Source organism: Paenibacillus turicensis (assembly GCF_017873435.1).
Classification (GTDB): domain Bacteria; phylum Bacillota; class Bacilli; order Paenibacillales; family Paenibacillaceae; genus Fontibacillus; species Fontibacillus turicensis.
Window position 1 is genome coordinate 96649 of the sequence record NZ_JAGGKG010000011.1, and the last position, 13547, is coordinate 110195.

The 13547-nt window shown below is 40.3% G+C and carries 13 protein-coding genes; 2 read left to right on the forward strand and 11 right to left on the reverse strand.

What is annotated here, in order from left to right; translation table 11 throughout:
- Positions 1-17: 17 nt before the first annotated feature.
- The 8 genes from J2Z32_RS12800 to hemE all read right to left on the reverse strand — a co-directional run bounded on the left by J2Z32_RS12800 (position 18) and on the right by hemE (position 9391).
- Positions 18-1949, reverse strand: coding sequence for an ABC-F family ATP-binding cassette domain-containing protein (locus J2Z32_RS12800; RefSeq protein WP_210089557.1), 1932 nt, complete (start codon positions 1947-1949; stop codon positions 18-20).
- A 99-nt stretch (positions 1950-2048) separates the two neighbouring features.
- Complete coding sequence (locus tag J2Z32_RS12805) at positions 2049-2876, reverse strand: DUF92 domain-containing protein (RefSeq protein ID WP_210089558.1); 828 nt, start codon at positions 2874-2876, stop codon at positions 2049-2051.
- The gene (locus J2Z32_RS12810) at positions 2873-3511 is read right to left on the reverse strand and encodes a fumarylacetoacetate hydrolase family protein (RefSeq protein WP_210089559.1); all 639 of its coding nucleotides are present in this window, start codon (positions 3509-3511) and stop codon (positions 2873-2875) included. Before J2Z32_RS12810 ends, J2Z32_RS12805 begins: the two co-directional genes overlap by 4 nt.
- A 38-nt stretch (positions 3512-3549) precedes the next feature.
- Positions 3550-4278 (reverse strand): glycerophosphodiester phosphodiesterase, encoded by a 729-nt coding sequence (locus J2Z32_RS12815; RefSeq protein ID WP_210089560.1) that lies wholly within the window; start codon positions 4276-4278, stop codon positions 3550-3552.
- A 41-nt stretch (positions 4279-4319) separates the two neighbouring features.
- Positions 4320-5681, reverse strand: a complete 1362-nt coding sequence (locus J2Z32_RS12820; RefSeq protein ID WP_210089561.1) for a CapA family protein — start codon at positions 5679-5681, stop codon at positions 4320-4322.
- 186 nt (positions 5682-5867) lie between these two features.
- A complete protein-coding gene (hemY, locus tag J2Z32_RS12825) occupies positions 5868-7289 on the reverse strand; it encodes a protoporphyrinogen oxidase (RefSeq protein WP_210089562.1) in 1422 nt (473 codons plus the stop codon).
- 3 nt (positions 7290-7292) lie between these two features.
- Positions 7293-8249 (reverse strand): ferrochelatase, encoded by a 957-nt coding sequence (gene hemH, locus J2Z32_RS12830; protein ID WP_280921144.1) that lies wholly within the window; start codon positions 8247-8249, stop codon positions 7293-7295.
- Between the two features lie 95 nt (positions 8250-8344).
- Positions 8345-9391, reverse strand: coding sequence for a uroporphyrinogen decarboxylase (hemE, locus tag J2Z32_RS12835; RefSeq protein WP_210089604.1), 1047 nt, complete (start codon positions 9389-9391; stop codon positions 8345-8347).
- A 130-nt stretch (positions 9392-9521) separates the two neighbouring features.
- Between hemE and J2Z32_RS12840 the strand changes: the two genes are divergently transcribed.
- Positions 9522-10733, forward strand: a complete 1212-nt coding sequence (locus J2Z32_RS12840; protein WP_210089563.1) for an MFS transporter — start codon at positions 9522-9524, stop codon at positions 10731-10733.
- Positions 10734-10884: 151 nt separating this feature from the next.
- On the opposite strand, the gene J2Z32_RS12845 is transcribed toward J2Z32_RS12840, so the two are convergent.
- A complete protein-coding gene (locus tag J2Z32_RS12845; RefSeq protein ID WP_210089564.1) occupies positions 10885-11514 on the reverse strand; it encodes an O-methyltransferase in 630 nt (209 codons plus the stop codon).
- Positions 11515-11617: 103 nt separating this feature from the next.
- On the opposite strand from J2Z32_RS12845, the gene J2Z32_RS12850 reads away from it, so the two are divergent.
- A complete protein-coding gene (locus J2Z32_RS12850; RefSeq protein ID WP_210089565.1) occupies positions 11618-12763 on the forward strand; it encodes a THUMP domain-containing class I SAM-dependent RNA methyltransferase in 1146 nt (381 codons plus the stop codon).
- Positions 12764-12865: 102 nt separating this feature from the next.
- Here J2Z32_RS12850 and J2Z32_RS12855 read toward each other — a convergent pair whose 3' ends face one another.
- Both J2Z32_RS12855 and J2Z32_RS12860 read right to left on the reverse strand, forming a co-directional pair.
- A complete protein-coding gene (locus J2Z32_RS12855; RefSeq protein WP_210089566.1) occupies positions 12866-13120 on the reverse strand; it encodes a YuzB family protein in 255 nt (84 codons plus the stop codon).
- Between the two features lie 27 nt (positions 13121-13147).
- Entirely contained in the window at positions 13148-13450 is a 303-nt protein-coding gene (locus J2Z32_RS12860) for a HesB/IscA family protein (protein ID WP_210089567.1), read from the reverse strand.
- Positions 13451-13547 lie beyond the last annotated feature (97 nt).

The window sequence follows — 13547 nt, forward strand, 5'->3', positions numbered from 1 at the left end:
AACTATTTGTAGCTAAGCTATTGCTTTTTCTGTTGCTCAATTTGCTCTGCCAACTCATTTAAATAAGTCCAACGCTCCATCAGATGCTCTAGCTCTGCTTCTGCTTGGGATAGCTCTCCCATCAGGCGAGACAACTCCATCGCATCACTTGCGGCAAGCTCCATATTTTGCCCAATAAGCGCGATCTTTTGCTCAGCTTGCTCAATCTGCTCATCGATAAGCTCATATTCACGTTGCTCATTAAAGCTAAATTTTAATTTTACTGTTGATGTGCCACTAGATGGGGAAGTATCTGCTTTTGGTGTCTTGGTGGATGCTTCCGCTTTTTGTGTAGCTTCCTTTTCCTTTACAGACGATTGTATACGTTCTTCATAATCAGAATAGTCCCCGACATGCACCGCAATGTTACCTTTACCCTCAAACGCCATAATTTTATCTACGGTACGATCTAAGAAATAACGATCATGAGACACAACAAACACTACACCAGGAAATTCATCCAAATAGGACTCTAATACAGTAAGCGTCCCAATATCAAGGTCATTTGTTGGCTCATCAAGCAACAATACGTTAGGCGAAGACATTAACACACGTAATAAATATAATCTTCGTCTCTCCCCACCTGACAGCTTCTCAATCGGGGTCCATTGCATTGTGGGTGAAAACAAGAAGCGCTCCAGCATTTGTGCAGCCGTAATTTTAGAGCCATCTGCAGTGGTCACTACCTCAGCTTCATCCTTAATGTATTCAATCACACGTTGCTTTCCATCCATCTCTTGATGCTCTTGTGTGAAATAACCTAGCTTCACAGTGCTACCTGTAATAATTTCACCTGCATCAGGTTTAATACGTTCTGCAATCATATTTAACAACGTAGATTTGCCACTACCATTTGGTCCAACGATGCCAACTCGATCCCCTGGAACAGCAATATACGTTAATCCATTTATAAGGATTTTACCTGCGATTTCCTTATGTAAGTCATGAATCTCGATAATTTGTTTGCCAAGTCTTGTAGAAGCAACAGAAATATCTAACTGATCTGTCTTAAACTCATGTTTTTCATTTTTTAATTTCTCAAAACGATCAATTCTCGCCTTTTGCTTGGTGGTTCTAGCTTTAGCACCTCGACGAATCCAAGCAAGCTCAGTACGAAATAGATTTTTACGCTTCTGCTCAGAAGAAGCCTCCCGTTCCTCTCGTTCACTTTTCAGCTCTAAAAAACGGCTATAATTTGCTTCATAACGGAATAGTCTGCCTTGATCCATTTCTAACATGACGTTACATACACGATCTAAAAAATAACGATCATGCGTAATTAAAAGCAAGGCGCCCTTACGACGCGACAATACGTTCTCAAGCCACGAAACCGAGGCATTATCAATATGGTTGGTAGGCTCATCTAAAATGAGCAATTCCGACGGTAAAATAAGTGCAGAAGCAAGGGCTATTCTTTTTCGCTGTCCACCTGACAAGCTCCCCATCTTTTGCGTGAAATCTTGGATACCTAGCTTGGACAAAATACTTTTAGCTTCACTTTCTAATCCCCAAGCCTGTAAAGCATCCATTTGTGTGCTATAGGTTGTCATATCCTTTTGTAGCTGTGCATCATCGGGATTAAGCTTAAGCTTCTCCATCGTCTCCATATAGGATGCCACAACCTGCAACGAATGATCTCCACCTTCAAAAACAGCCTTCAATACTGTAGATTCAGGATCAAAGTCTGGGTTTTGCCGAAGGAAATTAATACGCACATCGTTATTAATGGAAATAGTACCCGAATCAGGTTCATCTAAACCTGCGATAACACGTAAAAAAGTCGATTTACCTGTACCATTTACCCCAATGACACCTATTTTATCGTTTTCATCCATTCCAAAGGAAACATCTCCAAATAACACCTTTTCCCCATAACTTTTGCTAACCTGCTCAATTGTTAATATATTCACATTAATCTCCTACTCTGTACAACAGACTTAGACTCTTCTTAAATTTTGGATCAACCAATATGCAAGCTTAAAGCGATTCAATGTATTAGCTAGTAGTAACTAGCTTACGATATAGTACAGTACCCAAGCAACTACACCGGCGATTGCTGCACTTATTAAATTAACGACATCATTGTTAAGCCACCGCCAACCCCGCAGATGTACCGTTGCAGTATCACAGTGGACTTCTACCTCTACTTCCTTATGACAAACAGTACATTGTTGCATGAATTGAACCGTTCCACCTAACCATGAATCCACAAAAGCACCAATAACACCTGAAATAACAACGATCAACAGCCATTGCAGCACAGATAGCTCTGATAAACTAGATAAATTCATGTTTGTCCATAACAACAGCAAGTAACCAGCTATACCAATCATCGTAGCAGCAACAAACGTTGCTAACGTTCCTAATCGAGAAACCCCTCCAGAAGTACCTGCAGGTACTTTACGGAACGTTACAATGGAGATCGGCTGTGAGCGGCTTAGTCCTCCCCACTCCGTTGCCCAAGTATCTGCGGTAACCGCAGCCATGCTCCCCACAAAAAACAAAATAAAGAAATCAAGAGGGTAAATGGCATAGGCTAGACAAGCTACCATCCCTAAACCACCATTGGCAAATACCTGAATGGCATCTCTTTGGCTACTCTTGGCATAGGACTTTTCTAATTCTTCTTTACGTTCACCTCTAAATTTAGAGAAAAGACTCGACGTAATAAAAAATAACAACAAAAGCCCAAACCAAAAGCTGTTACCAGCTCCATAATAAATAGTGCCCATCACTATCGCAGCAAGCATACCTGAAAAGGATAAGGATCCTTTCCAAAATGCCAAAACTGAAATAAAAATAGCCCCAAGTGCACCAACAACAAACTTAAGGATCATAACTTTTGCTCAATTGAAATATGGCAATCTCCTAAGGAGTTATCACCGTATATTAATTCTAAATGGTCACCATGTTGAACCGCACCTACGCCTGCTGGTGTACCTGTAAAAATGTGATCGCCGACACCTAAGCCGTAATTTGTACCAATATAATCAACAATGTCCTGTAAAGAAAAAATCATATTTGAAATATTTCCTTGCTGCACAAGTATTCCATTTTTTTGTAGCTTAAAATCCTGCTTCTTCACATCTTCCACACCATCAAAAGCAATGTAATGAGTCATTGGTGCTGCCTGTAGGAATCCTTTAGCTTTTAACCAAGGATGTCCCTTTTGCTTCAGCCCAGATTGTACGTCACGTAAGGTAAAGTCAATTCCTAACGCCATTACATCAACAAGCTCATTGACCGTCATCCCTTTTTCATAAGGACGAGCAATTTTTATTACTAACTCTGCCTCATAATGAATGTCACCTACGCCATGAGGGAGCTGCACCACATTCCCCTTCATTGAGGCAATCGCATGGGACGGCTTTAAGAAAATCATCGGCTCCTGAGGGATGTCATTTCCTAATTCCTGTGCATGTAGTGCATAATTTCTTCCAACACAATATACATTTGCAATTGTTGAACTCAATTGTCGTCACTTCCCATTTAAAGTTTAAGTAATCAATATTAGTTTTGAAAAACCTCTCCCCATAGTGCTACCTCATTTGTACAAATCATAATATCGGGACTTAAATCCTTCATCTGTATCATGCTTTTTTTATCATCAATCGTCCATGCCATTATAGTTATGCCTGCACTTCTCATACTTTCAATAAGGGCTACGTCAACATGGCGATAGTTAATAGACAAAAACGAACATTTTAAAAGCTGTAGTCGTAACAACAAATCGTTAGGATTACTATCTATAATTAATCCCGTTGGCATATAGGGATCAATTTCTTTTACTCTAGACAAGCTGTCTGCATCAAATGAAGTTAATACTACATCGTGCTCCATCTGTCTCTTTTTTATAGCGTCGATCACTTTGACTTCAATTCCAGGATATAAGTTATTATGCGTCTTAATTTCAATATTTGCTTGTAGTCGTCCACAGATTAAGTCCAAAAATTGATCAAGAGAAATCAACCGTTCATTTTGATAGGCTTTTCCCTTCCAGCTCCCTGCATCTAGTTGCTGTAATTCTGCCCATGTCTTGTCCTTTACCTCTCCACGCCCATTAGTAGTGCGTCCAAGGGTATAATCATGAATGAGAAAAGGTACACCATCAATACTGCATTGTACATCTACCTCAACCCATTGTACATAAGGAAATGACATGGCTAGTGAAATCGCCGCCGCTGTATTTTCAGGAGCTAAGCTTGAATAACCTCGATGTGCCACACACAGGTTGTTCATTAGCAAACACCTCCAAAATGAATGGTTTTATCTATTTCCAATCAATCTGAATCTGTAGAGTCATCTGGTGTGATGTCAAAGTTATCAATCGTGTTAGTTGTATTATCATTATTCGTATTGCTATCAGCTTGATTGTTTCCTCCAGAGGTGGATTGCACATCACCATCATTATTAATAGTAACGCCCGGTGATAGGCCCTCTACTCGTTTAAACATCTTTTGCGCTTGTTCTGCTTCCATTGGAATAGGTTGCCCAATTCCCGTTACATAAGGAATCAGCTTCGTTGAAACAATTGCGTCCTTATTTGCCTTTACTTGTAGCACAGCAGTTTCCCACGTCTCCACGGTCTTGCTTTTCGTAAATATAAAGTTACCTAAGCTATATGCAATCCATTTCCCCTTATATTGCTCAATCCCTTGTAACACGTGCGGATGACTGCCAACAACAAGGTCAGCGCCCGCATCCACTAAAGCATGAGCAAGATCCTTTTGATGATCTTCAAGCTTCGTTACACGCTCACGTCCCCAGTGGGCAACCACAATAACAAGATTCGCTTCCTTGCGCGCTTCTTCCACTGCTTCAAGGGCTAGCTTCGGATTGTACATTTCAGCTACACCAGCACTAAACGTGCCTGCCGCCCATTCCATCTTAGGCAACACACGACTAAAGCCCAGCAAAGCAATTTTGACTCCCTTACGTTCAACATAAATCGGTGTATACGCACTTTTTTTATTTTTTCCCGCACCAATATAAGAAATTTTGTTGTCATCCAGATGTGAAAAGGTGTCTAGCAAGCCATCCTTCCCTTTATCTAATATATGATTATTAGCAAGATTCACGACATCAATGCCTGCTTTAGCCATATAAGGTGTAATGTCTGGAGAGGATTCAAAAACATATTGCTTATCTTCTGCATTTGTCCCTCTTGTTGTAATTGGTGATTCTAAATTTAACACGCTAAGATCGTCATTTTGAAAAAGGCTGCTAACATGCTGAAAAGGAAAATCGTTGCCTTCAATTTTTAACTTTTCAGCGACACGTCCAGAAAACATCGTATCCCCAGCAAAATGAAATAAAAGCTGATCCTCCTTCTTTTCCTCTTGTTCAGGTACAGCTGTCTCTTCTGTCTTATTGTTTGAGTTAAGATCACTATTGCCTGATGATTTGTTTTGGGAAGTATTTGAAGGTACATTGGCTTGTGGTTGCTCTATTTTTTGAGAATTCGTACCATTGATAAAGTCCGCTCTAGTTTTCCCAAATATTTCTCCGCCAGCTAGAAAATAAGTCACAAGAAACATAATTGCTGTAATCAAAGAAAGATTAAGTGTGACCCATATTTTATTTTGCAGAGAGTTATCCATCTTCTTTTTCTTTTTATTTCGTTCTGCTCTTGATGTCTGCATCAGATTACCCCTTTAACCCTAAAATTACTTCATGTTTTAAGACTGAGTCTATATTATATCAAATTCTTGATCATAAGTAGAACTCTCACGCATAAAGGCAATCAATAATGAACATAATTGTTCATTACCAATTGCCTCTCTAGTTCTAACAGCCTATGACCTATTCTCTACTCACTCTACTTATGCTTATAGCTGATTAGCCATCTGCTCTGCCAGTTCTTTTCCTTGGCGGATACAGTCGGGTAAGCCCACGCCGTCAAACGCAGCGCCAGTAATGTGTACATGTGGCAATCGTGCTGACAATTGTGTTCTAAGCTGAGCTGTTTTCTCCACATGGCCTACAGGGTATTGTGGCATAGACTCTGGTAATCTTGTAATTTCAGTGAATAGTGGCTCTGCTGTAATATTCATTAAACCTTTTAAATCTCGACGAACAAGCGCAATTAACTCCTCATCTGGCAAAAATACATTTTGCTCCTGACCGGATCGGCCAATATAACAGCGCAATAACATCTTATCCTCAGGTGAAGTATGCAGCCATTTTACCCCTGTCCAAGTACAAGCTGTAATATCAAGTCCTTCCTTTCGTGGAACAAGAAAACCTGATCCATCAAATAAGCCTTGAAGATCACTTTTATCAAAAGCTAACACAACATTCGCCACGGAAACATAATTAATTTGATCTAGCACTGTAACATCGATGTATGGATTTAATAAAGAAGATGCCGCAAACGCTGGTGTAGTAATGACAACATCATCTGCAGGTAACATTTCACCCTGATCGGTTTCCACCTGATATCCAGATTCTAACTCATGGATCGTTGTTGCTTTGGTTTCTAACTTCACAGTTGTATCCGCAAGATCATGAATGAGCGCATGAATGAGACTTTGCAATCCTTGACGGAAGGTTAAAAACATGCTCCGTTTTGTACCCGTATGTGTCTCCATAGGGGTTGGGGTCTTTTTCCCCGAAGACATTCCCTTAATCAAGCTACCATGTTGCTGCTCCATAACACCAAATTGCGGAAAGGTTGCCTTTAAGCTTAGATGGTGGGTATCTCCAGCATAAATGCCCGCTAATAATGGCTCTGTTAAATTTTGCAACACTTCTGGTCCTAGTCTTCTAGAAATAAAAGCACCTAAAGATTCGTCTTCTGTACCCTTTTTACGTGGAAGGACAAAATCCATCAAAGCTCTAAGCTTTCCTGGCCAAGAAATAAGCCCTGTGCTTAAAAAAGCAGATAACTGCGTTGGAATGCCTAAAATAAGTCCTGCTGGCATCGGGTGAAGCTTTTTATCTTTAACAATATAGGTCTTTTTGGCATTTGGATTCATCGAAACGAGCTCATGATCAATTTCTAGCTCCTTCGCTAGCTCAATCATTGCCGTTTTTCGAGCAAGAAAGGAATCGGGACCTTTTTCAATCACAAAACCATCCTTATGTAAGCTCTCAATTTTGCCACCTAAACGATTAGATGCCTCCACGATTGTAATGTTTGGTACAATCCCTTTATTTTGATAACTTTTTTTAATATAAAATGCCGTACTAAGACCTGTTAATCCCCCACCAATAATAACTATATTGCGACTCTCATTATCAGTACCCATTATTTATAATTCCTTCTCCCATATCTTTATTATGGTATCGCTTAATGCCTCCATATATAAAGGGTCTGTATTAAGCGAATCAATTCGCATCAGACGCATATCTAGCTCCTTAGCCACAGTTTTCGCTTCAATATCTAAGTCATAAAGTACTTCTAAATGATCAGAAACAAAACCAACTGGAGCAACAAGCACATCTTCAACCTGCTCAGTACTTAATTCTTGAAGTGTCTCAAGGATATCAGGACCTAACCATGGCTCTGCTGTACGCCCTGCACTTTGCCAAGTAAATTGCCAATTATGAATACCTACCTTTTCAGCAACAGCTTTTGACGTTTCAAGCAACTGATCTTGGTACGGATCACCCATTTCCAGTATTCTTGCAGGCAAGCTATGTGCACCAAACAGCACCTTCACATCATCCCGTAATGCTCCTGCTTCTGCAAATAAAGCAAGCTTACTTTCCACACGTATAGCAAGTGCCTCAATTAGGCTTGGATGTAAATGATAGCTATGGACGAAGCTCATCGTGATGCCTAGTTCTTTGGCCCGTGCCTCAGCACGCTTAATATAACTTCCAACACTCATGATGGAGTAATGCGGAGCTAATACGATACCAACGGCTTGAGTAATTCCCTCTGCATGCATGTTACTGATGCCATCTTCAATAAATGGTGGTGCATGCTTCAGACCTTGAAAGCATTTAAATGAAATATCTGCTTCACTCATTTTTTGATTTAAAGCATCCTGTAATGCCTGGACTTGATCATCAGTATTTTTTCTTAGCGGGAAAACACCACCTACAATCGCCTTATATCGATCAGTTAAATCTTGCAGCTGCTCTGGGGTAGGTGGATTCCCTCGGCGGATATGTGTGTAATATGATTCAATCTCATCCATACTAACAGGAGTCCCATAGGACATCACTAAAACGCCTATTTTTTCGCTATTTTTTGTACTCAAATTCATTCCTCCAAGCTTCATTTTATTCATGAATCAACAAAAATACATCGTCAACCAGATAGGTTATATCTTAATTTGTTTCGTTATGATTGGGATCATATCCCCTTTAACACTTTGCTAGAGTAAGAATGAACAAACTCAGTAAGCTCTCTTAACTTATCCAAAGACGCTTCTGGGAACAAACCATGTCCTAAGTTAAAAATAAAGCCAGGCTCCTTAATACCATCATCAATAATACGCTTTGCGTAATCTTTTATTACATCCATAGGTGCAGTTAGCACATACGGATCCAAATTCCCCTGCATTGCAAACGCTCCGCCTGTACGAAGGCGCCCCTCAGAAATTGATACTCGCCAATCAAGTCCAATCACATCTGCCTGCAAGTGACTTAAAGAGGGTAGTAGCTCACCAGAGCTAACTCCTGGAAAATAAATTTTAGGTACATCAAGCTCAGAAAGTTCGGCAAAAATAGAAGTGATTGTTGGTAACACAAAAAGTTCAAAATCATGAGGCGATAAGGCACCTACCCAACTATCAAATAGCTGTAACGCTTTACCACCACTACGAACTTGGGCTTTCATATATTCGGCAACCATACTTCCAAGCTTGTCCATTAAGGCATGCCACACTTGTGGCTGACTGTACATCATCGTTTTTGTTCGGATATAATTTTTAGAAGGACGTCCTTCAATTAAATAACTTGCAATCGTAAACGGTGCACCAGCAAATGTAATTAAAGGCACATCAAGCTCACGATCCAATATAGATATTGTTTCTAAAATATGTCCTAAATCCTTCTCCACCTGAATTGGCTTTAAGGCATCAACGTCCTGCTTAGAGCGTATCGGATTATGTATAACAGGACCAACGTCCTTTACAATATCGAAGTCAATTCCGATAGAAGCAACAGGATTCATAATATCTGAATAAAGAATTGCCGCATCTACACCAAGCTTTTTAACAGGCATCATCGTTACTTCCGCCGCAAGCTCAGGCTGTTTACATATTTCAAGTAATGTGTACTTTTCTTTTATTTTACGATAATCAGGATCGTATCTGCCTGCCTGACGCATATACCAGACTGGAATCTGATCAACCTGCTCTTTATGACATGCTGCAATAAAATGATTATGAGTTGACATTGACATGCTAAAAGGCCTCCAATATTCATAATTTCGCCTAATTTATATTATGCCCTTTTTGAAAGACAGTAACAACCATCATTGACAATGAGAACATGACAAAACTATGACACCTAGGAAGTGAATTATTTTGAAAACATGGAAATTGAATTTGGCCATTATATGGCTTGGACTTTTCCTCGTTAATGCAGGTATTACGATGATTATCCCCTTTTTATCGCTCTATTTAGCTAAAGACCTGAACGTTTTTAATGAAAAAGATATTACAAGATGGGCAGGTGCGATATTTGCGGCGAATTTTGCGACCTCGTTTATTTTCCAACCACTGTGGGGCAAGCTATCAGATAAATATGGGCGCAAAGTAATGTTGTTACGCTCTGGCTTTGGTATGGCAATTGTCACCTCATTAATGGGTCTTGCTACAGCACCATGGCATTTACTTGGGCTAAGACTCTTAAATGGCGTCATATCGGGTTTTAATCCTGCGGCAGTGTCTCTAATTTCCAGCTCTGCACCTGAAGATCGTATGGGCTTTGCTATGGGAACGGTGCAGTCTGGTTCGGTTGCGGGTACAATTCTTGGTCCACTTATTGGGGGATTACTTGCCGGCTATATCGGTTATCGTCCTATATTTTATATTACAGGTGCGTTAATCCTAATCGCTTCATTGCTCGCCTTATTTTTCGTTAAAGAAAATTTTGATCGTGAGGAAGCTAGTCATACACCACAGGTCAGTGTGATTGCAGGTTTTCGTGAACTTAATAAGACACCCCAACTTATTGTATTGTTTACGATCACTTTTTTACTTCAATTTGCTATGGTTAGTCCAATGTCCATTCTCCCCTTATATGTTGAAAAACTTCATGGGCTTGATCAAAATGCGGCTTTATGGGCAGGTTTTACTGTCGCTGTTACAGGTCTTTCCAACATGATTGCCTCTCCGTTCCTTGGTAAGGTAAGCGATAAGCTTGGTGCGCATCGCATTCTAACTATATGTTTGATTGGAGCCGCCGCCTCGTTAATTCCTCAAGCATTTGTGAACACCGTGTGGCAGCTGCTGTTAATTAGACTCATTATGGGAATTTTCATGGGTGGTTTGTTGCCAAGTGTGAATGCACTCATTCGGCATTACACCCCAGATGGCATGGAAAGTCGTGCATTTGGCTTTAACGCCAGCACGTTGGCACTAGGAAATATGTTAGGTTCACTTGTAGGTGGTTTTCTGGCGGTATACATTGGCATTGAAGGGATATTTATTATCTCAGGCATATTATTGCTTGGAAATACGTTATGGGCGCGTATGAAGCTCTACGGCAAGCATAATGAGGCGGCTATGCATTAGGAAGATAGGGCTGTGTATTAGGCTTTGCTTTTCTTTTTAATCCCCTCTTCCTTATAAGGGGTATCGTTAACAAGTTATATCTCGTAAATAAAATTTTTTGCAATTCCTTAATTTACGATTTTTTTGTTAACGATACGCCCTCATCCTCATCCTACTTAACTAAAGCTAAGGCTAACCCATCATACGCTGGCAAGAAGGCACTCATCAGCCGCTCATCTTGCGCGATCATTTCATTAAACTTGCGCATGGCAAGTACAGCAGGACCATTTTTATCCTCATTTAAGGTTCTGCCACGTAGTAAAGTATTATCTCCTGCAATTATTGCACCAGGGTTAGCCAGTGAGATTGCATACTCCAAATAGTTAGGGTAGTTGAGCTTATCTGCATCAATAAAGAAAAAGTCAAACTTTTTCCCTTGTTGGGCTAACTTCTCCAAGCTATCTAAAGCAGGGCCAATATGATACGTAACAATGTCTCCATAACCCGCCTTAATCATGTTGCTATGAGCAAGCTTAGCATTGTCAGCACTTATTTCTAGGGACACGATTTGTCCTTCTGTTTTAAGTCCTCGAGCGAGGCAGATCCCACTGTAGCCACCTAACGCACCAATTTCAAGAATGGCTGATGCAGAGTTAGCTCGAACAAGCATCGTAAGCAATCGACCATAGCTTGCTGTGATCGATACATCATTAATGCCTTGCTCAACAATGGAGGCTCTCACCTGCTCCAGCATCTCATCCTTTTTATATAATTCATCGCCATATTGTTCTGGCGTTTTCATAAATATTGCTCCTCTCGATTGTATATACGTGAACATTGTCCTATACTGAATTGTATGGTTTTTATGTCTTTCCCACAAGTTAAACGGAGTTGATTCTATCATTATGTCTGGAAAATACAATTTAATTGCTACTTGTCCGATGGGACTTGAAGCTGTAGTCGCACGTGAACTAAAGGATTTAGGGTATCACGATACTGCTGTAGAAAATGGACGCGTAAACTTTACAGGTGACTTAATTGACATTTGTCGTTGTAATTTATGGCTACGCACCTCTGATCGTATTTTGATTAAAATGGCCCAATTTCAGGCTTTAACCTTTGATGAATTGTTTGAAGGAACCAAAGCGATTGCATGGGAGGAATGGATTCCTGAGGATGGAGAATTCCCAGTAGAAGGCCGTTCTCTTAAATCTCAGCTAAGCAGTGTTCCTGCTTGTCAAGGGATCGTAAAGAAAGCCGTAGTTGAGAAGCTAAAGCTTGCACACCATGTCGATTGGTTTGACGAAACTGGCTCAAGATATGTCATTGAGGTGAATTTACTCAAGGATCAGGCACTCATTACGCTGGACACAACAGGTCCTTCTCTACATAAGCGTGGTTACCGTAAACATGCTTTAGAGGCACCATTAAAAGAAACGATGGCGGCGGCACTTATTATGCTAAGCCGTTGGAATCAAAACCCTGCACGTCCTTTTTATGATCCATGCTGTGGATCAGGGACACTCCCAATCGAAGCTGCCATGATTGCATGGAATATCGCTCCTGGCTTGCGTCGTACCTTTAATGCTGAGCAATGGTCTGTCATTCCTGAACAGCTATGGCAGCAAGCACGCGAAGAAGCGTTTGATCTTGTTAAAGATGATATTCCACTTAACATTACAGGCAGCGATATTGATCCAGCAGCGATTGAAATCGCTCAAGCTTCTGCAAAAAGTGCTGGATTCGGTAAGGAAATCAAATTCTTGAACATTCCAGCCATCCAAGTCCAACCTGAAGGGGACTATGGCTGCTTTATTACCAACCCTCCATATGGAGAACGTATTGGTGATGATCGGGAGGTACGCAAGCTCATTACACAATTAGGCAGATTAACTGCTGAATTACCAACTTGGTCTTTCTTTGCGATTACACCTACAGAGCATTTTGAAAAGATTTTTAATCGCAAGGCAGACAAAAGACGTAAATTGTTTAATGGTCGTATCGAGTGTCAGTACCTACAATTTTTAGGTCCACTGCCCCCACGTCATTAAATAAGAACTTTACACCAAAATAAAAGGTATCCCACTACAACCATTTCTATGGCCAATATGGGGATACCTCTGTTTATAGTTCATCTTCTATATGTTACCTTTTTATTCATCCTTTAAAGGGTTAAAAGGTTTTGGTTTCTTCACAAATGGCGCTGCCTTCTCAATAACTTCGTCCTCTGTAGGTGCACTAACATATCTTCCATTTATATATACAAAAGCGCGTTTTCCACAAGGTCCACAATAGGATTTGCATCCGATTTTAATCTCAGCATCAGGCGCCATTTTTTGCAGCTTAGGAACCATCGTTTTTAAACGGATAAAATTGCATTTATCACATATACGTATATCGTTTGCCATTATTAATCCCTTCTTTTTGCCAAGGCTTTAATGATCGCCATGGTTTCCTTTAGAAGGATTCGTAATCACAAAACCCTCTTCTGGGAAATACAAATAGTCTATTTTTACACCTTCAAGCAAATCTTGTGTTGGATCATAAATAACATCAATCTCTTTATCTGTTGAAACGACATGATCCTTATCAGTTGGCTTCACTAGGTCCATACCATAATGGGCATGATCCCCATGAGCATGAGTGATAAACACTTTAAGCACTAGACCTTTATTTTCTTCCTTATCTAATTCTTTTTTTATAACCTTTGCCGCATTGCGGGTAATTTTTATACTCATCACGTTTCTCTCCTATCACAAAAGTTGGGCTAGCTATCATTACTATTGTAAAGAAACGTGTCCTATCCTGCAATACTTATCCAACCTTTGACCCATG

Excerpts from the sequence above, each read along its gene's own strand:
- J2Z32_RS12805 (WP_210089558.1), bottom strand. The coding sequence starts at position 2,876 with ATGATCCTTAAGTTTGTTGTTGGTGCACTTGGGGCTATTTTTATTTCA.
- J2Z32_RS12815 (WP_210089560.1), bottom strand. The coding sequence starts at position 4,278 with ATGAACAACCTGTGTGTGGCACATCGAGGTTATTCAAGCTTAGCTCCT.
- J2Z32_RS12820 (WP_210089561.1), bottom strand. The coding sequence starts at position 5,681 with ATGCAGACATCAAGAGCAGAACGAAATAAAAAGAAAAAGAAGATGGAT.
- hemY (WP_210089562.1), bottom strand. The coding sequence starts at position 7,289 with ATGGGTACTGATAATGAGAGTCGCAATATAGTTATTATTGGTGGGGGA.
- hemE (WP_210089604.1), bottom strand. The coding sequence starts at position 9,391 with ATGTCAACTCATAATCATTTTATTGCAGCATGTCATAAAGAGCAGGTT.
- J2Z32_RS12845 (WP_210089564.1), bottom strand. The coding sequence starts at position 11,514 with ATGAAAACGCCAGAACAATATGGCGATGAATTATATAAAAAGGATGAG.
- J2Z32_RS12850 (WP_210089565.1), top strand. The coding sequence starts at position 11,618 with ATGTCTGGAAAATACAATTTAATTGCTACTTGTCCGATGGGACTTGAA.
- J2Z32_RS12855 (WP_210089566.1), bottom strand. The coding sequence starts at position 13,120 with ATGGCAAACGATATACGTATATGTGATAAATGCAATTTTATCCGTTTA.
- J2Z32_RS12860 (WP_210089567.1), bottom strand. The coding sequence starts at position 13,450 with ATGAGTATAAAAATTACCCGCAATGCGGCAAAGGTTATAAAAAAAGAA.